This window comes from Myxococcus sp. CA005, from assembly GCF_006518205.1.
Classification (GTDB): Bacteria; Myxococcota; Myxococcia; order Myxococcales; family Myxococcaceae; genus Myxococcus; species Myxococcus xanthus.
This window is the reverse complement of the sequence record NZ_SRLV01000039.1, coordinates 24,499-47,292: the sequence shown is the minus strand read 5'-3', so window position 1 is coordinate 47,292 and position 22,794 is coordinate 24,499. Positions and strand designations below refer to the sequence as shown.

Sequence of the window (22,794 nt, the reverse complement as noted above, 5' to 3'; positions counted from 1 at the left end):
CGGCGGGCGCCTGCTCGCCGGGCAGCGGACTTGCGGGAGCGCGCGTCGAGGCCAGGGCCTAGCTTGAGTTTCAGGCGCCAGTGCCCCTTCGAGCGGAGCCCCGACATGACCTGGCCGGAAGAGACCGCGCTGCTGACAGACCTCTACCAACTGACGATGACGGAGGCCTATCTCGAGGAGGGAATGTGGGACGAGGCCGTGTTCAGCCTCTTCGCGCGCAAGCTCCCGCCCCGGCGGAACTACCTGCTGGCGGCGGGGCTCGACGATGCGCTGAGGTACCTGGAGAAGCTGCGCTTCGGCACGGAGGCGCTGGACTGGCTGGCATCTCGAGGCCGCTTCTCGGACCGGCTGCTCGGGTGGCTCGAACGCTTCCGATTCAGCGGTGACGTGGACGCCGTCGCGGAGGGAACGCCGGTGTTCGCCGAGGAGCCGCTGCTGGAGGTCCGCGCGCCCCTGCCAGAGGCGCAACTGGTGGAGACGTACCTCCTCAACCAGGTGCACTTCCAGACGACCGTGGCCTCGAAGGCCGCGCGCGTGGTGACGGCCGCCGCCGGACGCCACGTCATGGACTTCGGCTTGCGGCGCTACCACGGCACGGACGCCGGGCTGAAGGTGGCGCGCGCGGCGTACGTAGCGGGCGTGGACTCCACCTCCAACGTGCTGGCGGGGAAGACGTATGGGATTCCGCTCGCCGGAACCATGGCGCACAGCTACGTGCAGTCACACGACGACGAACTGGAGGCGTTCCGCGCCTTCGTGCGCGTCCATCCAAACGCCACGCTGCTGGTGGACACCTACGACACGCTGCGCGGCGTGCAGCACGTCATCCGACTGGCGCGGGAGCTGGGCGAGGACTTCCAGGTGCGCTCCATCCGCCTGGACTCGGGCGATTTGCTCGCGTTGTCAAAGGCCGCGCGGGAGATGCTCGATGAAGCCGGCCTGGAGCAGGTGCGCGTGTACGCGAGCGGCGGACTGGACGAAGACGCAGTGGCGAAACTGGTGGCGCGCGGGGCGCCCATCGACAGCTTCGGCGTGGGCACGGCCATGGGAGTTTCGTCGGACGCACCCGCGGTGGACATGGCCTACAAGCTGGTGGCGTACGCAGGGCGACCCCGAGTGAAGCTGTCATCGGGGAAGCTGCTGCTCCCGGGCGCGAAGCAAATCTACCGGCGGGAGGTGGACGGCGTGGCGCGCGGCGACGTGCTCACGTGCAGGCAGGACACCGCGCCCGGAAGGCCCTTGCTCCAACCGGTGATGCGTGGGGGACAGCGGTTGCCCGAGGCATCACCGACACTAGAGGCCATCCGCGAATTCGCGCGAAGCGAACTCTCAAGGCTTCCGCCCGAGATTCGCGCCTTGTCCCCCGCCAAGCCGCCCTATCCCGTGGCGCTGGGACAGGCGCTGCTGCGGGCTCGCGAGCACGAAGTGGAGCTGTGGTCCGCGGCGACGTGAGCCTCGGAGATACGCACGGCGCGGAGTCACTTGCCGGCATTTTTCCGAGGCGGTAGGCAACGCCATGTCGACCAAGAAGACCGCTCCACCACGAGCTTCCTCGGCGAAAGCGAAGAAGCCAGACAAGGCGCCGCCCGTCCCCATTGAGACCGCGTGGCAGGACCTGGAAGCGAGTCTGCGGAACACCTTGGGACAGAACGCCGCGGGCCAGCACCCGGCGGACCTGGAACCCATGCACATGACTTTCGAACATGCGCCTGACCTGAGCTCGCTCCTTCCTGGGCACCTTCCCCCGAGACACGAAGGACATCTTCCTCCTGGGGCGGAAGCTCGGCGTCGTCCCGGAGCTGATCGGCGAGTTCTCCGAGCTGGAGCGCCTGACACTGAAGCACGCACAACTGACGCAGGTGTCCGGCGCGCTGAGCCGGCTCACGAAGCTGAAACAACTCGACCTCGCCTGGAACCCGAAGCTGGAGACGCTTCCTCCCGAGCTCGGGCAGTTGGAGGGACTGGAATCCCTCAACCTGGACAACACCGGCGTCCGCACGCTCCCGGAGGCGGTGGGCCAGCTCACGCGCTTGAGGTCCCTGGGCCTCAAGGCCACGCCCATGACGACCCTGCCGCCATGGCTGTCCCGGATGAGCAGCCTCAAGAGCCTGGACCTCTACCAGACCTCACTTCCACCCGAAGAAGTCGAAGCCCTGCGCAAGGCGCTCCCCGAATGCAACGTGGGCTTCCGGACGTGAAGCGCGAACCCACCATGGAGGCAAGCGACGAGGTCCAGATGACCCCGGTACGCCTTTCGGGTACTCCTGGGGTGGCTTCCTCTGAGGCCCAACCATCTGCCATGGTGGAGGGCCGCTTTCCGCTGGAGCGCAACATGAGTCGCCATCTCGGCCCCGCCGTCATCCTTGGCTCGACGCTGCTTCTGGGCAGCGCCTGCAAGAAGTCCGAGGACCCCGCCCCCGAGCCCTCCGCCACTCCGCCTCCGGCACCCACCGAGCCCGCGCCTGGCTACACCCTGTCCTTCCTCGAAGCGGCGTCGCCCTCGGGATGTACCTGGATTCGCCATGAGTCGTCGGGCACACGCAAGCCGCTCGCCACCGTGGACGCGGTGTGCGAGCGGCTCAAGCTGGCCTGGGGGCCGCGTGGCCGGCAGGGCCTGGTGATGGACCGGGGCAACGGCGAGCTGCCTCCGCGCGCCTGGCAGGTGGACTTCGAGTCCGGCCAGAGCACCCGGCTGCTGCTGCCCGAGCTCGGCCACACCGACACGCTGGGTTTCGACGAAGCGGGCCACGTCGTCGCGCTGGTGTCGCAGTTGGAGGACCTGCCACGGAAGATGGAGAGCGGCAGTGAGTACTTCCTCTTCGACGGCAAGCGCTTCCTCCTCCCGGAGGCGGAAGGCAGCCCGGGCCTGGCACACGCGTACCGCCACGAGGCCGGCCAGTGGAAGCACCTGGAGACGGTGGCCACGCTGTATGAGATGGACGGTGCCCTGGGCACGGAAGCCCTGGCCACGGCCAGCCGGCTGACGTCCTCCACCTTCAGCCAGGATGCGGACCGGCTCTCCGAGTCGGAGTTGGAGGAAGGCAACGAAGACGCGGCCCGGCTGGACGCGGTGGTGAAGGACCGGGGCCACACGGCCTACGGCATGTGGGTCTCCATGGAGACGCACCAGGGCCCGCTCTACTCCTGGGAAGCCACGGGCGAGCTGCCCACGCTCATGCTCCCGCTGCGCTGGGAGGTGAACGACCGACTGGTGGAGCCTGAGCAACTGGCGCTCGCGCCCACGTCGACCGTGGCGCTGCGGATGCGCGGACGCCTGCTGCTGGTCTCCGCCGAGCAGGCCGCCCGCGTCTACGACGCGAAGACGAAGAAGCGCATCGCCGCGTTGGAGAACGTCCACGGCACGCGCTTCTGGCCCCAGCAGCGGACCGTCACCGCGGCGGCGCCCGCCAGCACGGTGACGGAGCCGTAGCACCCGCGCGGCGAACTACCCGCCGATGCTGGCGCCCACGACCGCAATCACCGCGTAGGCAGCGAAGAACAGACCACAGGAGAGCAGCGGCACCGCCAGGGCAGCCACCGCCGCGGTGCTCCAGCCCGTGCGGTGCAGGCTCCGGTACGCGTAGATGCGCAGCCCCAGGGCCCAGAAGGGCGCGCCATACATGCCACAGAAGGGAATCAGCCCCATCATGTAGGGCGACAACGACAGGGCATTGGCGCGCAGGGTGACTACGAAGGGCTGACCGGTGCCATCCATCCGGAACACGACGTGGTCCAGCGCGGAGTTGATGAGCGCGACGAGCATGCCGATGACAGGCGCCAGCACCATCATCACCCCGAACACCCCGACTCCGGCCAGCCGGAACCAGCTCTGGGAGACGTTGTCGCCATCCATCATCTCACGCGGGATGGCGAAGAGGAGGGCCAGGTAGAAGAGCGCCGTGGTGAAGGAGGCGGCCAGGTTGGACAGCGCCACGAAGCCCAGGGAGCTGCCCACCGAACCCTCCGGCCGCGCGCGCTCGAAGGTGGCCGAGGGACGCAGCATCACCGCCACACACGTCTGCCAGTACGCCCGCAGCGTCCCCAGCTCATCGCGCCGGTCCCACGGCAGGGCATCCGCGGGCACGCGGTCATGACACGCGGCGCACAGGGGCTCGTCCCAGGGCCCCTTCCGCAGGCACTGCGCGCACGCGAAGCTGCCGCACCGGCCACACGCATGCAGACTGAGCAGCTCCGGGTGGACGGCACACACGGGGTCCGCGGAGCCTGGCGTGGCCTCCTGCAGAAGAGACGCGCCGCACCACGCGCAGCTCTGCGCGCCTGGGACGGCGAAGGCCTGACAACGGGGACACGGGATGCGCATACGTGCCCTCATCCTCGCACGGGTGCCCGCTGGGAAGTCAGGGTGTCGGCATCACGCTTTCGCCCCACCCCACTCACGCTTAAAGGAGAGACCATGCACATGCCCGGGCTTGTCTCCCTCCTCCTGCTGTCCGCGCCCGTCCTGGCCGCCGAGCCCGCGACGCAGGACAAGGCGGTATTCGAAGCCGAACTCCAGCGCAACCTGGAGGCCTTCGAGAAGAACATGGACCGCAGCATGCCCATCCCCTGCGGCCACCCGCCGATGCGCCCCGAGCGAATCAAGGGAGAGGACCTCCAGTTCGCCCCCTCGCAGCTCACCCGCATCAAGGAGACCACCTATCAGCTCAGATGCACCTTCCATCTCGACGGGACGGCCACCGACTGCCAGATGCTCAAGCCCGGAGTGGACCTGGACGCGAAGAGCCGCGAAACCATCAAGCAGTGGCGCTTCAAGCCGGCCATCTACAAGGACAAGCCCATCGCGACGACCTGCACCGTGTCCGGCAAGCTGAAGCGACGGCCGGAGAACTGAGCCGCCTCCGCCGGAGTCACGGGCTCCGGCGGTGACGCTCACTTCCCCGCGGGCACCAGCCCGTGGTCATCCGGAACGGGGCCGCTGGCGCCCGGCACCTCGGGGACGGAGGGCACCGGCGCGGCTTCCGGCCTGGGCGCCTCACGCGCCCGCTTCGCCTCACGCAGGGCCGCGGTGGCCGCCGCCTTCCGGCCCAGGGACTGCTCCCGCTTCGCCAACGCATCCCACAATTCGGGCGCATCCGGATGCAACGCCACGCCCGCGCGCAGCAGGCCCGCCGCCACCGCGGTGGACTCCGCGTTGATGAGGCGCTTCAGGAAGTTCCGAGGCGCGAGCGCCAATGTGCCCTGCGGCGTGGCCACGGCCTCGCGCAGATGCGGCAGCACGGCCTCCTCCGGGTTCGCCGCGAGCAACGCCTCGGCCAGGGCCCAGCGCGCATCCAGGCCCCGGGGCTGCAGCTCCACCGCCCGCTCCAACCAGCGCCGCCGCGCAGCGGGCTGCTTGCGCCAGGCGAAGCCCTCCGCGATGCGCAGCAACTCGTCTGAGTAATCCGGATGGAACCCCGGCGACGCGGTGACGGACTTGCGCAGCGCGGCCCAGCGCGCCTCCGGGTTCTTCTCCTCGTCCAGGCGCAGGCGCTGGAGCTCGGGCAACTGCGCGCGCTTCCAGCTCGCGGCCAGACGGAGCACGTCCGCGCGCAGCGACTCGCTGATGCGCTCCGCCTCTGGAACCTGCTTCGCGTCACAAGCGGCCAGGTAATCCTCGAAGAACGCCAGCGGTCCTTCGACGGTGTAGTCCTTCAGCCGAGCCCCGCCGTGGACCTTCTCCAACGTGCGGGCCATGTGCGCGCCCACGCGGATGAAGAGGGCGCGCAGACGCGGGTCATGCCCGCTTCGGACACGCTCCAGCGCCGCCCGGGTGTCCCGGCCAATCTCCTTCCGGTTCAGCATCGCGGACACCTGGGCGAAGGCGCCGGGCAGGTCCGTCTCCTCCGGCAGCACGCCCGGGCCTCGCGTGGCCCACTGGTGATAAGACAGCCCATAGCTGGCGACGCGGCTGAGCCCTTCGTGCACCACCGCATCCACCGGGTCCGCCACGTAGACATCGCGGCGGGTGTTGCCCTCTTCCAGCACCTGCTCCAGCAAACGGATGGACAGCCGGCGCATGCGCCGCGCCTCGCCCTCCACGTTGGAGGCCAGGGCAATCACCGTGTCCTCGGCGGGGAGCATCATCAGCAGCGTGGTCGTCTCCGGCTGGCCGCCCGCGTGGGCCACCACGTAGTGGCCGCGCAGCGGATACGTCGCGAAGCCCATGCCGTAGTCGGTGAGGCGCCCGTCGAGGGTGGACATGGACGTCTGCATGCGGCCCATCGTCTCGCGCGACACCAGGGTGTGCGACAGCACGGCGCGGCCGAAGCCCAGCATGTCCCCCACCGTGGCGCGGGTGCCACCACCGGCGAAGCGGCTGGACACGTCGAGGAAGCGCGACGGCTTCAGCGCCGCCCCCTGGATGCGGTAGCCCTTGGCCTGGTGCTCATCGCGCGTGGCGGTGATGTCCAGGTCCGCGTTCGGCATGCCCGCGGGCTTGAAGATGTGCTCGCGCAGGTAGTCGCGGTAGGACTGGCCGGAGGCCGTCTCCACCGCCGCGCCCAGCAGGTTGTAGCCCCACGTCGTGTACAGGTAGCGGGTGCGCGGCTCGAAGGCGAGCGGCTTGCCCGCGAAGGCGGCGATGGCCGCCTCCGTGCTCACCGCCTTCACGTTGCGGGTGGATGCCACCCCGTCATAGGTGGGGACGCCGCTCACGTGGCCCAGCAAGTCCCTCACCGTGACGGGCCACTGCTTGGCCGGATAGGTCGGCACCAGGGTGGAGATGTCCGCGTCCAGGTTCAGCTTCCCCTGCTCCACCAACTGCAGCACCGCCACCGCCGTGAAGGACTTGGTGACGGACGCCATGCGGTACGTGGTGCGCGGCGTCGCGGGCAGCTTGCGGCCCACGTCGCGAAGGCCATAGGCACACACCCAGCGCTCCGCGCCGCGTGTCACGCCCACGGACAGCCCCGCGACGGGCCCCTGTGACAGCTCGGCGCGGACGACCGCGTCCAGGGCGCCGCGCACTTCCTCGGAGAAGGCCCGAGGGGACTGCTCGGCGTCGAGGCTGGCGGGCTCACACACCATCCCCAGCGAGGCCCGAGGCGCCGCCAGGGACACGGGCCCCGCGAGCCCCAGGAGCACCGCGGCCCCGTACCGTACGAACGCAAGTCTCATGGCGTGGCCTCCGCGCTGGGCTCGGACACCCCGGTGGGCGCGGCTCCCGCCCCCGAGGGCGTGGGCATCACCGCCGCGACACCCCGCGCGGACGGCGGCGTCTCCACATAGGCGCGCAGCAGCGCGTCGGTGACCAGGTGCCCCAGCACGTCCAGCCCCGCGCCGCGCGGATGCACCAGGTCGTCATGCATGTAGCCGGACGCATGGAAGCGCGCGAGCGCCCCCTTTCCGCCCATGGCGGCGTAGAAGTCGAAGAATGCACACCCTTCGGCGAGCGCGACCTCCCGCTCGGCGGCGTTGACCGCCTCCAGCGAGGAACGCTGCGTCAGCGCCTGAGCCTTCGCGCCGGGCCCCTTCACCGCGTCCATGGGCCCCACCAGCAGGCACGCGCTCCCGGGCGCCGCCTCCCGCGCGCGGCGGAGCAGCGCCCGCAGGTCCGTGCGCAGCTTCTCCATGTCCAGGCGCTTCCATTCGATGCGCTTGGACTCGTTGCCCCCCAGGAAGAAGACGAGCAACTGGGGCGAACGCTCCGCGAGTTGGGACGTGAGCGTGGCGCCGTCGATGCGTGCATAGAGGCTCGCGTCCGACGAAGGCACGCCCAGCGTGTCCAGGACGATGCCGGGCCGCGCATGCTGCAACACCACGCCCTGCACCACCGCGCCCTGTCCCTCGGCCACCACGTCCAGCGTCTGTGCGTCCTCGGGCAGCTCGAAGTGGGTGGCGCGCGACAAGCCACTTCCCGTGGGCTCGGTCCGCGCCAGCACCTTGCCGCCACTGGAGAGGCTGACCGCGCCAGCGCCTGGCACATCCAGCCACCACAGCGTTCCGCGCGGCTCACCATCCAGCTTGAAACGGCTGCGCGCCTTGGCGTTCGTGGCCACGTGATACACGCCGGTGACACCGAAGGCGTGCGGAGGCGCGCGCAGCTCGCCCAGGGTGCGCGGCTGCCACCCACTGCTGCTGGCGCTGGTGCGGCCTCGCCCGCCGTAGGGCGCCATGCGGTCCACGAGCAACACGCCCCGGCCCGCGCTTCCGAACGCCGTGGCCAGGTCGTCGCGCAGGACGTCCACGATGCGGTCCCCGGCAATCAGCGAGTTGCCGAAGGCCTCGATGACGACGGGGCGGGTGGCGGTGCCCGTGGCCAACGCATCCAGCGACGCGAAGAAGGGCGCCAGCGCCGTGCGCGCGCAGCCGTTCCCCAGGGGTGCCACGCAGGGGTCTTCCACCTTCGCACCGGGCGCGCCCAGCTTCTCGGCCAGGGCCTGGACCTCGGCGGTCCGTTCGGGACGAACAGGCATCCGCCGGCGAACCTCTGGCGCGGGGGACGGTCGCGGCGGTTCAGCGGGGCGCACGACCGGTGCCTCTGGCGCGGAAGCAGGGGGTGTGGCGGCGCGAGGCGAGGACCCGATATCACAGGCGGTCAACAGGCCACCGAGCAGGACCGGGAACCAGGTCCGCCGGCCGCTCCGCCCGACTTCCGAATGCGTCATGTAGTCGGCAGCGTAGACGAAAGCCCCTGCGTGCGCATGTTCCCGGCCAGCGTCTCCCCGTCTGCTGGAGGAGCAGCCCCAGCGCCCACACTCCGCGGTCCTGGCAGCGGTGGAGTGGATGCCTGTGAGTCAACGGAAGTTGCGGGAGAAACAGCCCGGCGCAAATGCAAGGTCAAGCCCCGAACATCCTCCCTTCACTTGCGACCGAGATACCCCAAATTATCCGCTCCCTCTTATGGAGAAACGGAACAACAGGGTCGCGAACTGGACGCGGTTGCACCGCCGGTTTGGCGACCACGTGCGCAAGCTTCGGACGGCCCGGGAGCTCACGCAGGAAGCGCTCGCGGAACGCAGCGACCTGTCCGTGGACGCCATCCGCCGGATTGAGCGCGGTTCGTTTTCTCCGTCCCTGGACACCCTGGGCAAGCTCTCCAAGGGGCTCGACGTCTCCTTGAAGACGCTCTTCCAGGGCTTCGAGCGCGAGCGCTCCAACGCCGTGGCGGAGATCTGCGACTTCCTGTCCCTTCGCTCGGGCCGCGAGGTCGAGCTCGCCTGGCGCGTCATCCAGGCCATGTTCGAGGACCGCTGAGGCCCGCGCGGGCCTGTCACGCTCCCATCACCCTGTGTCGGTACACCTGGATTCGCGGCTCATGGAGAGCCGCGACGTGGCTGTCTTCCACAGGAGCAATCATGAACACGCTGACGAAGTTCCTCGCGGGCACCGCCTTCCTGTTCTCGCTCACCTTTGCCCCTGGCGCGCAGGCGCAGGAATGCTACGAGGCCTGCGGCTGCAACGTGCCCTGCAACAGGGTCTGCACGGATAACGGCCAGCCCTCCCGGTGTGGGCTCGCGGGCGCTCCGTGCCTCGGTGACTGCGCGAAGAACGACCCGCAGGCCTCCGCGAGCGACAAGAAGGCGTCCGACAAGGCCGCTCCCGCGTGCGGCCAGCAGCAGACGGACAAGGCCTCGGAAGAAGCCGAGAGCTGAGCCCTTCACGGGGTTTCCAGTGGGTCAGGACGTTCCCACCCGTCCTGACCTCCGCGGTCCGACATCATCCTCACAGCTCGTTTTGAGGGTGCGCCAACCCCAGTGGTAGCGTGCGGCGCCTGATGACTCCGCTGATGAATCGAGTCGCGAGCCTGCTGTGGACCCTCGCCGTCATCGCGGTGCTCGGCGGTGCGGGCGTGTGGGCCTACCGGCACTCCTCACTGGAGGCCGCCACGCTGCTCCAGGAAGGCGGGCGCTACCTTCAAGCCGCGATGTCGCCGCTGCTCGCCGGGAGCGTGGCCCTGGCCTTCGGGCTGAGCTACGCCTCCGGCGTGGTCGCCCGCCGCGCGCGGCACCGCCCGGCGCCGTCGAAGCCACCGCCGGCGGGCCCCAGCCTCTCCCCGCTGGAGGTCCTCACCCCCGACACGGCCACCGCCGTCAGGACGCTGCTCGTGGACCTGGGGCAGCGGCTGCGCCGCATCGCCGCGAAGCCAGACCCGGACATCATCGGCTTCAAGAACCTGTTGATGGATGGCGCCATCCGCCTGGGCGCCAGCGACATCCACATCCACCCTCTGGAGGCGGGGACGCGCATCGCCTTCCGCATGCACGGCGTGCTGGAGGAGGTCCTCTCCTTCCCACGCGAGCACCACTCGCGCCTCATCAACCGCGTGAAGGTGCTCGCGAAGCTGCCGCTGTACGACCTGGACAAGCCCCAGGACGGGCACTTCCCCTGGACCACGCAGGACGGGCCCGCGGACATCCGCGTCTCCATCCTGCCCACCAACCACGGCCCCGCGGTGGCGCTGCGCATCGCCCGCACCGGCGTGCGGCTGCCCCAGCTTCCGGCGCTCGGCTTCCCCGAAGCGCTGCTCACGAAGTACCAGGAACTGCTCGCGCTGCCGCAGGGCCTCATCCTGGTGGCGGGCGCCACTGGCAGCGGCAAGACGACGTCGCTGTATGCCTCGCTGGGCCACATCCAGCAGTCGCGCGGCGAGCTCACGCGCATCGCCACCATCGAGGACCCCATCGAGTTCGACGTCCCGCTCTTCGCGCAGACGCAGGTCAACGCCGCGCAGGGCTTCAACTTCGCGCACGGCCTGCGCGCGGTGCTGCGGCAGGACCCCAACGTCATCATGGTGGGCGAGATTCGCGACTCGGAGACGGCGCGCACCGCCATCCAGGCGGGGCTCAGCGGCCACCTGCTGCTCAGCACCATCCACGCCAACTCCGCCGCGGGCGCGTTCAACCGCCTCATCGACATGGGCGTGGAGCCCTTCCTCCTCGCCTCCGCGACGGCCGCCACCCTCTCCCAGCGCCTGGTGCGCGGCCTCTGTCCGCACTGCCGCGCGCCGCAGCCGCTGACGCCCGAGGAGGCGGTGCGGCTGGATGCGGCCGGGATTGCGCGCGGGAACTTCTTCGGCCCCGTGGGGTGCGAGCACTGCGAGGGCAGCGGCTACCTGGGGCGCACCGCGCTCTACGAGATGCTCGTCATCTCCCAGGCCATCCGCGACGCCGTCAACGCCAAGGTGCCCAGCACCCGCATCCAGGAGATTGCCGTCCAGGAGGGCATGGTGCCCCTGCTGGCCGCGGGCGTCGAACGCGCGCGGGCGGGCGACACGTCCCTGCGTGAAGTGTTCCGCGTCGTTGGCGGCTGAGCGCTCTTCCCAAGGAAGCGACCCACGTGAACACCCCTCCCCATCCCCGCGGCACGCTCCCAGATGCGTCCTCGGAGCCCGATGCCTGGTCCCAGTCCCTGATGGGACGCACCGAGGAGCTGGCCCACCTCCAGGCGCAGACGCCTCGGGATGCCGACCCCCACGAGGCGCCCCGGGCCCAGCCCCGACTCGACGTGGCGGAGACGCCCCGCAGATGGCACGTGCCCGCCCCACCACCGCCGCCTCCGCCCAGTCCGCTGGCCGCCGTCCTCCGGCTCTGCGGCGCGGCCGCGGGCCTGTTGGCCGCGAGCCTCCTCGTGCTCCCCGCGCTCCGGCAATCCGGAGAGCCCCCCGTCACCCCGGAGGGGGTGGCCGCCGCCCGCCCCGAGACGACACTGGCGCCGAGCTTCGACCCACCTTCGGAGGTCCGCGAGGGAGAGGTCCGTGAGCAGCGCGCGTTCATGGAAGGCGCCAGCCTGCTCATGGTCGACTCCGCTCCGTCGGGCGCGACAGTCTCTGTGAATGGTCGAACCGAAGGCACCACGCCGCTGTCAGTGACGCTGGAGTGCGTGACAGACGCGCCGGTTACGGTGAAGCTCACGCGCCGAGGCTTCAGCTCCCTGGAACACACGCTCCCATGCCGTCACGACACCATGACCCAGCTCTTCGGAAGGCTGCGCAAGGGGAAGAGCAGCGCGAAGCCGTGAGCGCCGCGTCCCCTACCGTGCTCGTCGTGGACGACGACGCCGACATCCGAGAGGCCGTCCAGGACATCCTGTCCTTCGAAGGCTACGCCGTGGCCCAGGCCGCCAACGGCCAGGAGGCCCTGGAGCTGCTGACCGGACCCCACGCGGTGCGGCCGTGCCTCATCCTGTTGGACCTGATGATGCCCGTCATGGACGGCGAGGAGTTCGTCGGCCGGATTCAGCAGGAGCAGCGCCTGGCGGAGCTGCCCATCATCCTCGTCACGGCGAGCGGCCGCGCCCACCTGCCCGGTGTCCGCGCCATCCTCAAGAAGCCCTTCGACATGGACGTGCTGCTGAGCACGGTGGGCGAACACCGCCACTGACGGGCGTCCCCTTCAGGAGCGCCGCTCTCCCGTCAACATCGCGGCCACCTGGGGGTCCAACTGGAAGGACTCGAAGAAGCGGTCCGCGTCCTGGGGCGGCTTGCCCTCCGGGTGTAGCAGCAACTGCTGGTAGAGCCGGGGCCCCACCAGGAAGAAGCGTCCTCGCAGGTGGCGCGGGCCGGACACGCCCTCCACCTCCCAGCCCGGGAAGCCACTCAGCACCAGCGGCCGCGCGGACAGCCCGGTGGCGCCCAGCGCCTCCAGCGCCCCGTGGCTGGCCCGGGCCACCACGTCACGCGGATCCGCCTGGGACACCGCGGCCGCGGGGAAGTCCGTGTAGGAGACGTAGTAGGCGGTATCCACCTCCGGCCGCACGGCGATGAAGGTGTGGAGTGTCACCGCGCCGACATCCGTCTCCTGCGAACGGCGCTCCTCGCTCACCGGCCCGGGAATCGCGACGGAGAAGCCCCCTTCCGTGGACCGGACGACAGGCTCGGCGGCCCGCGGGGCTTCGGGCTTCGCGGCGGCGGTCGGTGCCTGCTGGCGGGAGGCACACGCCCCCAGCCCTCCCAGGGCCAGGAGGGCGGCGAGCGGCGCGGCGCGGCGCGGGGTCTTCATAAGGGCAGGCGACTCCTGAAGGTTGGACCCCGAAGGTACGTCGGGCCTTGCGGGAACGCATCCGCCGTCTACACGCGGACGCGCGCCATGCGACGCTTCGCGCCAACCTGGGGGCAGCCCCCTCAGTGCAGGGTGTCCTCGAGGGACGTCAGCCCCGCGTCTTCTTCGGCATGCCGAACGGCCTCGGTGGCCACGGCCAGCCGCACGCAGAAGACGGAGCCGTGGCCGGGCTGGCTCGTCACGTCGATGCTGCCCCCATGCCCCTCGACGATGCGCCGGGCCACCGACAGGCCCAGGCCCACGCCCGGGGCGCGCTGACGGGCGTTGCCGGCGCGCTGGAAGGGCGCGAAGAGCAGGCGCATCTCCTCCTCGGAAATGCCGATGCCCTGGTCCGTCACGCAAAGGACAGCCGTGTCCTTTTCGCGGCGCACGGACACCTCCACGGTGCTGCCCGCCGGCGAGTACTTCAGCGCGTTGCTGATGAGGTTGTGGAGCACCTGCTCCAGCCGGGCCGGGTCCGCGCGAACCGGCACGGACACGTCCGGCAGGCTGAGACGGAGGCCATGGCCGGTGTCGCCGGAGCGGTAGAGCTCCACCACCTCGCGGGCCAGCTCACGCGCGTCCCGCACCTCCGGGCGCAACTCCAACCTGCCAGCTTCGATGCGGGTGGCATCGAGCAGGTCGCCCACCATGCGGTCCAGCCGCTCCACCTGCCGCCCTACCAGGGACAGGGTGCGGTCCATGCGCTCGGGCGTGAGCTGGGCGCGGCTGCGGTCCGACAGGGCTGTGGACAACTTGAGGGCGGACAGCGGATTGCGCAGCTCGTGCGCCACGCCCGCGAGGAACGCGAGCTGCTGCTCCTGCTGGTGGGCCAGGCTGTTGGCCATCTCGTTGAACGTGCGAGCCATGTCCCGCAGCTCGGTGGGCCCGGCCTCCGGGGCCCGGGCGCGCCTGCAGCCCGCGCCGAAGCGGCGCATGGACTGGCTGATGTCCCGCAGCGGCTGGAGCGCCACGCGCCGCAGCAGCACGCTCACGACGAGCACGCCCAAGAGCAGCAAGCCGCAGAGCACCACGCCCACGGAGTCCGCCATGTCGTTCCACCGCTCCGCTTCCGAGCGGGCCACGCGCGCGCGCTCCACGTTGATGGAGCTGACCTGTTCCAAGCCACTCAACGCGGCGTCCAGCGCCGGGCCCGCCTCCTGCTCCGCACGCACCGGGTCCCACTGGGCGGAGAAGTAGACGTCCACGTCCTCGCGGACAGCGTCGAGCCGCTGACGCTCCGCCGCCGTCGAGGCGATGCGCCGCAGCTCACCCATCTGCCGGTACAGCGAGGCCTCCAGCTCGAACCGCGACAGCCCGCCCGGGCCACGGGGCACCTTGACGGGGCCTTCCCGGACCATCCGGTCGTGCGCCAGCAGACCCACCTCCAGCTCCTCGGACACCCGGATGCCCCCGAAGGCGACCCCCAGGGTCGCGGCCGAACGGTCGAGCACGCTCGTCAGGACGATGAGCAGGGTGGCGGCCGCCAACGTCACCAACGTCAGCACCCCCATGGTGGCGGCGAGCCAGGAGCGCAGGCTCATGGAGCCGCCCCGGGCTGAACAAGGGCCATCTGAAACACGGGGCAGACCCGAAGAGACCTTCACGCACGCTCCTCACGGGGTTCCCAGACACGAGGGCCACCCCCATTGCTGAGAGGAGCAACACCGCCAATGCCCAGGGGATTCGCGGACCGGACAGCAAGCGGACACGCCTGACCCGTTCCCTGAAAGGGGACATCACCGGATGGCGCCAGCCGTGCTAGGGAGGGGCGATACGTGGCCGGCAAGCGCCCTGGCCGACGAGCGAGAGGTCTCCATGGACATCATCTCCCAGCCGGTACGCACCTTGAAATTCGATGGCTTCTGGCGCTGGCTCCAGGAGCACACGCACTGCATCCTGCGGTGCGGCTCCGTGGACGCCATGCTGTATGACCACGACGACTTCCACTGGGCCCTCCTGGAAGAGGAGCGCCAGCACATCGTGCAGGTCCTCAAGGGAAAGGTGCTGGTGGGCGAGCTGGTCATCCCCGGCCGCGAGGTGACGGAGGTGAACATCGCCCCCGACCCGGACACGGGCGCCCAGGGCCACTTCCTGGTGGAGCTCATGGGCGGGCCCAAGGAAGACCCGCAGGCGCTCTACCACTTCATCATGGCGCACGGCATCGACCCGGCGCCGGGGCACAAGGACCTCAAGCACTGAGGACGGTGCGCTCGATGAGCGTCACCGCGTCGTCCGTCCCGTTGACGTAGGGCCTCAGGCTCCGAGCCGGTCGGGCACGAGCGAGCCCGGCGGCACGCGTCACCAGCGCCTCCACAGAGCCCGCCCGCTCCTCGGGGCGCAGCCGCAGGGCCTGCCTGTCGTAGAGCCGGGGCCGCGCGAGCGCCACGAAGGGCGTTCCGGTGACGCGGGCCTCCTGCACGGTGTTGTACCCTCCCGCGCCGACGAGCACGTCCACGCCGGGGAGCACCGCCAGCGCGGGCCACGTGGCCATGCGCAGGGCCAGGCCCTCCTCCAGGGAAGCCCCAGCCCGGCTGCCCTGCTTCGCGCGCGGCGCGGGCACATCCATCGCCGCTCCGGGCGGCACCAGCCACCGGACCACGGCCTCTGGCCCCAGCATCGCGTCCAGCCGGGCGGCGATGTGCCCCGCCTCCCCCACTTCCTCGGGGGTGCCACAGCCCATCACCGCCACCAGGGCGCGCGGGTCCTCCGCGGGCACGCCCAGCCGCGCGCGGGCCTTGTCACGGGGCAGCAGCTCGCTGGCCCGCAGGAGCAGCCAGGGCGCGGTCCTCACGGCGCGAGGATGGTTCGCGAAGGGCGCGGCCTCACCTGGGACGAGCAGCAGGTCGAACGCGTCCACCGCCCGCGCCAGGCCGTACTGCTTCACGTACGTGGGATTCACGTCGCGGTGAATCAGCACCTTGCGCGCGCGCACGGAAGGCAGCATCGGCGCCAGCTCGCCTCCGAGCCCCCGGGGAAAGGTGTCCACGACGAACAGGTCCGGGCGCACGTCCGCCAGGCACTGCTCCACCACTTCGCCCACGGCCTCGCGTCCCAGCGCGGGGTTGAGCCGGAACACCTCGACACCAGTGCCCAGCACGTCCTCCAGTGGGAGCCCGCTCGCGAACGGGCTGTTGGTGAGCAGGACGACGGCGTGCCCTCGGCGCGAGGCCGCACGAGCCAACGCGGAGGCACGGGTCAGGTGCCCCATGCCGCCTCCCAACGCATAGACGAGCCAGCGGCCAGCCATCAGCTACCGCCCATGTCCTCCTCGAAGGAGGCGTCGTCCTCGTGGCGGAGGCTCGCGCCGTCAGCCTCGGTGAAATCGTTGGCGTCATGGGCCCTGCCGCTCCCCGACGAGGCGGAGGCGCCGTAGTACCCGTAGTTGTCGTAGTAGTAGCTCGGGTGGTCCTCGTCCTCGCCGTTCCGGTCCCCCGTGGAGTCCTCATGGTGCCGCGCGCACGTCGCGCAGAGCATCTCCGCGCCCACGGACGTCACGTGCTGCTCACACAGCGGCATCGCGCACTGCATGCACGTCATGGCAGCGGGGCTCCCGCAGCCATGGGAGAACAGGAAGCCCACGTTCTCCTGGCAGACCAATCCACTCATGGCTGGGCCAGCTCCTGGGACGGCGGCGCCTGGAGGTGGAAGAGCAGCGCCATGCGCAGCGGCAGCTCCAGCGCCTCGAAAGCGAGACACGCGGCGGCCTCCGCCGCCAACAGCGACTTGGTGGCGAGCAACGTGCGCCCCTGCGCATCACGCAGGGAGACCTTGCCCTCGCGCACCTTCACGCGGGCCACGTCCGCGCCAGCGCCGTCCTGGATGCGAGCACCGTCATCCTCCGGCCACACGGAGTACAGGAGCGTGCCCTTCATGTCGTTGAGGCGCCAGCCCGGCCCCTGCCGCGCGAGCGTGAACAGCACCTGCCGCTGCTCACCGTCCCGCACGGTGAGCGCCCCGCCCGCGGAGCCGACGACATATCCCAGCGCCACGTCATCCGGGCCCGAGACCTTCAGCGACGCGCCCTTCCACTTGTAACGCGCCAGCTCGCGCTCCTCGCCATCCACCAGCTTGGCGCCGTCGTCCTTCGGCTTGAGGGAGAAGCGCTCGCGGTCGGCGTCGTCCTTGAACTTGAGCTTGCCCTCGAGGCCCTTTACGTCCGCGGCGGCGACGGGGGCGCCGGCGGCCTCCTGCGCGCGAACGGCTCGCGGCACCTCGGCGTCACCGGGCTTGGAGCACCCGGCGGCGCCCGTGAGCGCGACCAGGGAACAACAGAGAAGGAACCGGCCCATGCCCATCATCACGAAGCCTTCGCCTGCTGACGCAGTTGTCTGGAGTAATTGAGGACCTGGTAGAGGCTCAGCAGCATCATCACCACCGTCTTCGGCGCATCCACCGCGTCCCCCTGCACATTGGGCCCGGCATCCCAGTCCTTCTCCACGAGGGTGCGCAGGAACATCCGGTCCTCGCCCAACTGGAGCTTGTCCACGGCGACGTCCCCCGGCAGGCGCATCGCCTGACGGGCCTCCGGCTCGAGCAGTGCCAGGTCCTGATGACGCGCCGCCTTCACTCGCAATTGGACCTGGAGCAACGCCCAGCTGTCCTGCCGGTGCTTCGTCTTGTACTTGCCGCTGGCGCTGCGCCGGGTGCGCGACCGCTTCATGAGCCGCTGCACCATGGCGATGCGCAGGTGCGTGCCGTCCAGCAGCCGCGTCTGGAGGGAGAACCACGGGTCGCTGAAGTTCTCCGCTTCCCAGCCGCTGGGCGTGGTGTGCTTGCCGAGCAGCTTCTCCGGGCTGTCCACGGGCGTGAAGTCGAGCTCCAGCCTCACCGACGCATCAGGGCCGATGTCACGGCGCAGCCGATGGATGACCTGAGAGGCCAGCGTGTACCGCCGGTTCTCCAGGTCCAGGCGCCGGAAGCGAAGGTACACGACGAAGCACCCCACGGTCCCCGCGAGCAGCACGAGGCCCGGCCACAGGGTGAGCCGCCACGCGAGCGCGTCCTCGAGCCCCTCATCCAGCGTCATCCGATAGATGAAGACGGCGACGGTGGCGGCCAGACACACCCAGGCCGAATTCCGCCACTTCCGCCGCGACTGCTCCACATCCATGTCCAGGAGGCGCAGCCGCTCGAGGTCTTCCCGCAACTCCCGGATGGGGCCGGTGCATCTGTAGACGCGTTCCTCGCGGAAGCGGTCGATGTTGAATGCCACGGTGAGTCGCGCCCCCTCGGCGGAACGAAAGAAAGGGGAAGCGTAAGGGCCCGTGCCGTAGGGGTCAAACCCTCCTGTTTGCCGGCCCGGCCGAGCCGCGATAGCAACGCGAGTGTGTCTCCCCACCCCGGCACCGGAATCGTCTACGCCTCGTTCGACCGCTTCCCTTCGCCCAAGGGCGCAGCGGTGCACATCCGGGCCTTCGTGGAGTCACTGGGCGCAGCCTTTGGCCGAGTCGACCTGGTCGCGCTCCGGGACAGCCCCACTGCGCCCACCGGGCCGCTCGCGCTGGTGGAGGGCGTGACGTACCACCCGCTGGAATCACGCGGGAAGGACCTGATGGCCCAGGCCCTGTCGTTCCGCTCGCACCTGGCGGCATGGTGGCGCGAAAGGCCGCGAGCCTCCGTCGTGCACGTGCGCTCCATCTTCGAGGGCTACCCCGTCGCCTGCCGGAAGGAAGCGCTGACGGACGCGCTCGTCTTCGAGGTGAACGGCCTGCCCTCCATCGAGCTGAAGTATCACTACCCGGACGTGGCGGATGACGCGGAACTCTTGCGCAAGCTGGTGGCGCAAGAGGACGTCTGTCTCTCGCGCGCGGACCTGGTGGTGACCCCGAGCACGGTGACGGCGGAGTACCTCGTGACGACACGGGGCGTGGACGCCTCGCGGGTGCGGGTGATTCCGAACGGCGCCGACCTGGAGGTGTTCCGGTACGCGCCGCCGCGCCCTCTGGAGCTCGGGCGTCCCGTGCGACTGCTGTACAGCGGGACGATGACGTCCTGGCAGGGCGTGCACCATGCCATCGAGGCCTGCCGGTTGCTGCGGCGGGACATGCCCACGGTGCTGACGCTGGTGGGCCCGCTGCGCCGGCACACACGACGGGCGCTGATGGACCGGTGCGGTGACCTGCTGCTGGAGGGCACAGTGGAGTTGCTGGAGCCCCTGCCCCAGGCGGAGCTGGCGGCGCTGCACCATGCCTGCGACGTGGTGCTGGTGCCCCTGCCCTTCAACGACCGCAACTGCGTGCAGGGCTGCTGTCCGCTGAAGCTGCTGGAGGCCATGGCCACCGGGACGCCCGTGGTGGCCAGCAACCTCCCCGTGGTGAGCACCCTGGCCGCGCCGGACGAGGTGATGCTGATACGGCCGGGCTCGGCGAAGGCGATTGCTGAAGCAGTGAAGGCCCTGCGGGCGGACCCCACCCTGGGCCCCGCGATGAGCGCGAAGGCACGGGCGCGAGTGGAGCGCGACTTCCCATGGAGCCGCGCGGGCGAAGCCCTGGTGAGCGCCTACGAAGAGCGGCTCGGGATGGCGCGAGCCAGCACGCGACGGAGCACCTCTGCCTCCGCGTGCGCCTGAAAGCGCTCCTCGATGCGCTGACGGGCGGCGGCGCCCATCGCGGCGCGCTGTTCGAGCGGCAGGGAGAGGACATCCAGGCACGCCTGCCCCAGGTGATTGAGCAGGGCCTTGGAGACGATGAAGCCGTTGCGTCCGGCGTCCACCGCCTCGGGGATGCCGCCAGCGTCGCTGGCGATGACGGGCCGGGCACAGGCCATGGCCTCCAGCAAGGCGTTGGGCATGCCCTCCCACAGCGACGGCTGGAGGTAGACGTCACACAGGCGCAGGTGCGCGGCGATGGCCTCCGGTGTGTCCAGCGGCCCGGAGATGAGGATGCGCGCGGCGTCCTCGGGATGCTCGGCGCGGAAGGCGACCAGGTGCTCGGCGTCGCGCGGCCGCACCTCGCCGATGACGAGCAGGCACGCGGGCCGGACGCGGCGCACCTCGGTGAGGGCGGAGAGCAGGAACGGCAGCCCCTTCTTGTGCCGAAGTTCACCGGAGAAGCCGAGCACGGCTTCGTCTGGCGCGATGCCCAACCGCTCCCGGAGCGCCGGGTCCGCGGGACCGGGGGAGAAGATGCCGGTGTCGACGGCGTTTGGGATGACCTCCACGGTTTCGTCCCGTCCCAGGAGCATGCACATCTTCCGGCCCAGGTCCGCGGAGGCAGCGGTGAGGACGCGGGCACGTTGCAGCGTCCACAGCAGGCGCGCGAAGTCGCCCGGGGGGAACATGAGCTGGTCCACGTCGTTGCCCCGGGCGCTGACGGTGGAGGCAATGCCCACGGACTCGGCGAAGGCGACGGCGAGGAACCCGGGCGGAGACAGGTAGTGCCCCCACACCAGGTCATAGCGTTGCTTCGCGTGCAGGTAGCCGAGCACGTCGAGCGTGTGCTGCATGGACAGGTCCGTGCTGCCGAACAACCCCAGCCGGTGGAGCGTCACACCCCGCGCGAAGGGTGAGACGTCCCCGGCGTCCTCCACCGTCTGGAGCGCGCCTGGCGCCGCCGTGCGCGTCCAGGCCAGCACGTCCACCCGGGCGCCCAGCTTCACCAGCGAGCCCGCGGTGCGCGCGCCACTGCGGGCCAGGCCGCCGATGTCGGGAGGAAAGCGTTCAGCGATGAGGAGGACGCGCGGGCTGTCGGACATGGCCGCGCAACGCTACCTCCATCACGCGCCATCGCCACCCGCAACCTGGGCCTGGAGCCGGTGTCTTGCGTGAGACGCCCAGGAGCACGGTCACCTCCCCCTGGGTGAGCCCCCTCACTGCCCGAAGCCCCCCAGCGCCGTACGGCTGAAGCTCGCGGCCCCCTGACTCACCCGCGCAGCGGACTGGCTGAACACCTGGAACGCCGCGCGAATCTCCTGTGCGCTCTGCCCTGGCGTGAGAATCCACTTGTCGTCGATGCCCATCTCGCGGAACACGCGCCGGAAGTCCGTGCTCCCGTCGTTGATGCCCATCGCCGCGACGATGTGATTCTCCGCGCGCTTCAGGTCATTCACCAGCGCCGCCACGTCCTTTGCCTTCGCCGACGTCGAGTGCTGGTCCGAGCCATCCGTAATCAACAGTGTCACTGTCCGCACCGGCACGCCGTTGGCGCTGAACTCCTGCGCCTTCGCCAGCACCGTACCCAGCAGCACCACCGACTGGTCGTACAGCGGCGTGCCATGGTCCGCCCGGTAGTTCTTGCCATGCATCCGCACCACGTCCTCCACCGGCCGGTACGGGTTCAGCACGAACCCGTTGAGGTAGCGCGTGTGGAAGAGGACGCCGTCCTTCTGTTTGCTCGCCAGCAGCGCGTCCAGCACCAGGTTGTGCCCGTCACACACCGTCTTCGAATGCCCGGAGTAGTCGATGCTCCCCGAGTCATCCGGCATCACGGTCACCAGCACCACCTCGCTGGACTGCACGTCCTCCACGCAGACGCCGAGCCCCGCCTGAATCTGCGCGCCCAGGTCCACCACCGTCAGCGCCTGCAATCCCGCCGGGCTCAGCACGCCCTCCGCGTGGGCGTCCTCGAAGAGCTTCCGGATGCCACTGCCATTCGCCTTGCTGCTCATGTCCCGTGCTCCTTCTCCCTCTCCCGAGGGCAGGGCTCCGCCTGCCCCGCTCGCGCGAGCACAGGCGAAGCGATTGCTGTGTGTCGTCACGCCTCGCGCCGCGAGGCTCAGGCGATGCGCAGGTCCGGCCAGCTCGCCAGCGGGTCCGTGGACTTCACCAGGTGCATCCCCGCGTCCGCGAAGCGCTTCAGCGATGCCTCCGCCTGCGGGGTGAAGTCCGCCGCGAAGCCCCCCTTGCCGTCCGGCACCGTCACCGACGACATGCAGTCCGTCAGCAGGTACACCTTGCGAGCCAGCGCCGCGTCCTGCGCGACAATCTCGCCGAGCAGGTCGTCGATGGAGCTCTTCACGCAGTGGCTCGCCGCCTGCCCTGCAATCACCACCGCGTCCGCGGTCAGCAGCGTCTTGAGGAACTGGGTATTGCGCTGCGCCAGCGGCTGGCCGTCATGCCGCCCCAACACCTCCGGGCGCAGCACCGAGTAGTTCTCCGTCAGCGGATTGCCCCCCTTCACCTCCGCCCACGACTGCATGCCACGCGCGAAGGAGTGGAACAGCCGCGCCTCCTGCACCACCCCCGCCAGCGCGTGCCCGTCGCTGCCCAGCAGGCAGTGCGGCGGCCACAGGTACAGCGTGTACTTGCCCGCCCGCTCCAATTCCTCGCAGTAGTACTTCACCTGCTTGAGCAGCCAGGGGTAGTTGCCACCGCACAGCCACTTCGCCATGGCGGGGTTGGGCCGCGCCTGCCCACGCTCAATCTGCTCGCGCGTCACCTCGCGGTACGGCGTCAGCGGCTGGTCGTCCTGGTCCACCCAGAAAGACGGGAAGAAAATCTGGTACGCGAAGTGGGTGTCGAGCGTCGCCGTCACGTTCGTCAGCGCGCCGAGGTTGCTGTAGATGAACTCCGCGATGCGACGGCTGTCATCCACGGCGCCGCGCCCGCTGCGTCCCGCCACGTAGAGCGAGCCCTCTGGGAAGCAGAAGTCCTTCTGCACGTCGATGAGCAACAGGTGCAGGTTGAACGCGTCCGTCGCCGACATGGAGACGTCGTTCGCCGCGCGCCAGCGCTGGGCCTCCACCTGGAGCTTCCCCGCGTCAGGGCTGTATCCGAACTGCCCGGCATGGGCCGCGTCGTAGAACCTCGGAAGCGGAAGCGCCTTCACTTGCGTCTTCATCGTCCTACCTCCTGTGAGGCGTGGAGGCACCCGCTCCA

23 protein-coding genes are annotated in these 22,794 nt (G+C 70.2%); 11 read left to right on the top strand and 12 right to left on the bottom strand.

Going from position 1 to position 22,794, the window contains the following annotated elements; genetic code table 11:
* Nucleotides 1-105 precede the first annotated feature (105 nt).
* The 3 genes from FMQ63_RS18755 to FMQ63_RS18745 all read left to right on the top strand — a co-directional run bounded on the left by FMQ63_RS18755 (nt 106) and on the right by FMQ63_RS18745 (nt 3,430).
* Nucleotides 106-1,452, top strand: coding sequence for a nicotinate phosphoribosyltransferase (locus tag FMQ63_RS18755; RefSeq protein ID WP_011557085.1), 1,347 nt, complete (start codon nt 106-108; stop codon nt 1,450-1,452).
* A gap of 407 nt (nt 1,453-1,859) precedes the next feature.
* The gene (locus FMQ63_RS18750) at nt 1,860-2,198 is read left to right on the top strand and encodes a leucine-rich repeat domain-containing protein (protein WP_011557086.1); all 339 of its coding nucleotides are present in this window, start codon (nt 1,860-1,862) and stop codon (nt 2,196-2,198) included.
* Between the two features lie 134 nt (nt 2,199-2,332).
* The gene (locus tag FMQ63_RS18745) at nt 2,333-3,430 is read left to right on the top strand and encodes a hypothetical protein (protein ID WP_225909628.1); all 1,098 of its coding nucleotides are present in this window, start codon (nt 2,333-2,335) and stop codon (nt 3,428-3,430) included.
* Nucleotides 3,431-3,445: 15 nt separating this feature from the next.
* Here FMQ63_RS18745 and FMQ63_RS18740 read toward each other — a convergent pair whose 3' ends face one another.
* Nucleotides 3,446-4,321 (bottom strand): YIP1 family protein, encoded by an 876-nt coding sequence (locus tag FMQ63_RS18740; protein WP_020478058.1) that lies wholly within the window; start codon nt 4,319-4,321, stop codon nt 3,446-3,448.
* A gap of 99 nt (nt 4,322-4,420) precedes the next feature.
* Between FMQ63_RS18740 and FMQ63_RS18735 the strand changes: the two genes are divergently transcribed.
* Nucleotides 4,421-4,852, top strand: coding sequence for an energy transducer TonB (locus FMQ63_RS18735; RefSeq protein WP_225909629.1), 432 nt, complete (start codon nt 4,421-4,423; stop codon nt 4,850-4,852).
* A gap of 38 nt (nt 4,853-4,890) precedes the next feature.
* Here FMQ63_RS18735 and FMQ63_RS18730 read toward each other — a convergent pair whose 3' ends face one another.
* Nucleotides 4,891-7,116: a serine hydrolase gene (locus FMQ63_RS18730; protein WP_011557090.1), complete on the bottom strand. Its 2,226-nt coding sequence runs from the start codon at nt 7,114-7,116 to the stop codon at nt 4,891-4,893.
* Nucleotides 7,113-8,606 (bottom strand): SGNH/GDSL hydrolase family protein, encoded by a 1,494-nt coding sequence (locus FMQ63_RS18725; RefSeq protein ID WP_011557091.1) that lies wholly within the window; start codon nt 8,604-8,606, stop codon nt 7,113-7,115. The genes FMQ63_RS18730 and FMQ63_RS18725 overlap by 4 nt, the downstream gene beginning before the upstream one ends.
* Nucleotides 8,607-8,841: 235 nt before the next feature.
* On the opposite strand from FMQ63_RS18725, the gene FMQ63_RS18720 reads away from it, so the two are divergent.
* From FMQ63_RS18720 to FMQ63_RS18700, 5 genes are all read left to right on the top strand, one after another.
* Nucleotides 8,842-9,195 (top strand): helix-turn-helix domain-containing protein, encoded by a 354-nt coding sequence (locus tag FMQ63_RS18720; protein WP_011557093.1) that lies wholly within the window; start codon nt 8,842-8,844, stop codon nt 9,193-9,195.
* 101 nt (nt 9,196-9,296) lie between these two features.
* A complete protein-coding gene (locus FMQ63_RS18715) occupies nt 9,297-9,593 on the top strand; it encodes a hypothetical protein (RefSeq protein WP_011557094.1) in 297 nt (98 codons plus the stop codon).
* Between the two features lie 134 nt (nt 9,594-9,727).
* A complete protein-coding gene (locus FMQ63_RS18710; protein ID WP_225909631.1) occupies nt 9,728-11,251 on the top strand; it encodes a GspE/PulE family protein in 1,524 nt (507 codons plus the stop codon).
* Nucleotides 11,252-11,277: 26 nt separating this feature from the next.
* On the top strand, nt 11,278-11,958 hold the full coding sequence (locus tag FMQ63_RS18705; RefSeq protein ID WP_011557096.1) for a PEGA domain-containing protein: 681 nt from the start codon (nt 11,278-11,280) through the stop codon (nt 11,956-11,958).
* Nucleotides 11,955-12,320 carry a response regulator gene (locus FMQ63_RS18700; RefSeq protein ID WP_011557097.1) on the top strand — a complete coding sequence of 122 codons (366 nt, stop codon included), beginning with the start codon at nt 11,955-11,957 and terminating at the stop codon, nt 12,318-12,320. The genes FMQ63_RS18705 and FMQ63_RS18700 overlap by 4 nt, the downstream gene beginning before the upstream one ends.
* 12 nt (nt 12,321-12,332) lie before the next feature.
* Here the strand turns inward: FMQ63_RS18700 and FMQ63_RS18695 are convergent, their stop codons facing one another.
* On the bottom strand, nt 12,333-12,938 hold the full coding sequence (locus FMQ63_RS18695) for a hypothetical protein (RefSeq protein ID WP_011557098.1): 606 nt from the start codon (nt 12,936-12,938) through the stop codon (nt 12,333-12,335).
* A 122-nt stretch (nt 12,939-13,060) separates the two neighbouring features.
* Complete coding sequence (locus tag FMQ63_RS18690) at nt 13,061-14,521, bottom strand: HAMP domain-containing sensor histidine kinase (RefSeq protein WP_020478056.1); 1,461 nt, start codon at nt 14,519-14,521, stop codon at nt 13,061-13,063.
* 274 nt (nt 14,522-14,795) lie between these two features.
* On the opposite strand from FMQ63_RS18690, the gene FMQ63_RS18685 reads away from it, so the two are divergent.
* Complete coding sequence (locus tag FMQ63_RS18685) at nt 14,796-15,179, top strand: hypothetical protein (RefSeq protein ID WP_026114098.1); 384 nt, start codon at nt 14,796-14,798, stop codon at nt 15,177-15,179.
* On the opposite strand, the gene FMQ63_RS18680 is transcribed toward FMQ63_RS18685, so the two are convergent.
* From FMQ63_RS18680 to FMQ63_RS18665, 4 genes are read right to left on the bottom strand one after another with little or no spacing between them, the layout of a single operon-like run.
* On the bottom strand, nt 15,169-16,227 hold the full coding sequence (locus FMQ63_RS18680) for a hypothetical protein (protein ID WP_011557101.1): 1,059 nt from the start codon (nt 16,225-16,227) through the stop codon (nt 15,169-15,171). The genes FMQ63_RS18685 and FMQ63_RS18680 overlap by 11 nt on opposite strands.
* A complete protein-coding gene (locus FMQ63_RS18675; protein WP_011557102.1) occupies nt 16,227-16,586 on the bottom strand; it encodes a hypothetical protein in 360 nt (119 codons plus the stop codon). The genes FMQ63_RS18680 and FMQ63_RS18675 overlap by 1 nt, the downstream gene beginning before the upstream one ends.
* Complete coding sequence (locus FMQ63_RS18670; RefSeq protein WP_011557103.1) at nt 16,583-17,281, bottom strand: hypothetical protein; 699 nt, start codon at nt 17,279-17,281, stop codon at nt 16,583-16,585. The genes FMQ63_RS18675 and FMQ63_RS18670 overlap by 4 nt, the downstream gene beginning before the upstream one ends.
* Nucleotides 17,278-18,192 carry a hypothetical protein gene (locus tag FMQ63_RS18665; RefSeq protein WP_225909633.1) on the bottom strand — a complete coding sequence of 305 codons (915 nt, stop codon included), beginning with the start codon at nt 18,190-18,192 and terminating at the stop codon, nt 17,278-17,280. Before FMQ63_RS18665 ends, FMQ63_RS18670 begins: the two co-directional genes overlap by 4 nt.
* Nucleotides 18,193-18,306: 114 nt before the next feature.
* Between FMQ63_RS18665 and FMQ63_RS18660 the strand changes: the two genes are divergently transcribed.
* A complete protein-coding gene (locus FMQ63_RS18660; protein WP_011557105.1) occupies nt 18,307-19,548 on the top strand; it encodes a glycosyltransferase family 4 protein in 1,242 nt (413 codons plus the stop codon).
* Here FMQ63_RS18660 and FMQ63_RS18655 read toward each other — a convergent pair.
* The 3 genes from FMQ63_RS18655 to FMQ63_RS18645 form a co-directional block, all read right to left on the bottom strand.
* Nucleotides 19,479-20,672 carry a glycosyltransferase gene (locus tag FMQ63_RS18655; protein ID WP_011557106.1) on the bottom strand — a complete coding sequence of 398 codons (1,194 nt, stop codon included), beginning with the start codon at nt 20,670-20,672 and terminating at the stop codon, nt 19,479-19,481. The two genes, FMQ63_RS18660 and FMQ63_RS18655, sit on opposite strands and share 70 nt — an antisense overlap.
* A gap of 114 nt (nt 20,673-20,786) precedes the next feature.
* Nucleotides 20,787-21,584 (bottom strand): hypothetical protein, encoded by a 798-nt coding sequence (locus tag FMQ63_RS18650; RefSeq protein ID WP_026114099.1) that lies wholly within the window; start codon nt 21,582-21,584, stop codon nt 20,787-20,789.
* A 107-nt stretch (nt 21,585-21,691) separates the two neighbouring features.
* The gene (locus FMQ63_RS18645) at nt 21,692-22,756 is read right to left on the bottom strand and encodes a nicotinamidase (RefSeq protein ID WP_011557108.1); all 1,065 of its coding nucleotides are present in this window, start codon (nt 22,754-22,756) and stop codon (nt 21,692-21,694) included.
* Between the last annotated feature and the right edge of the window lie 38 nt (nt 22,757-22,794).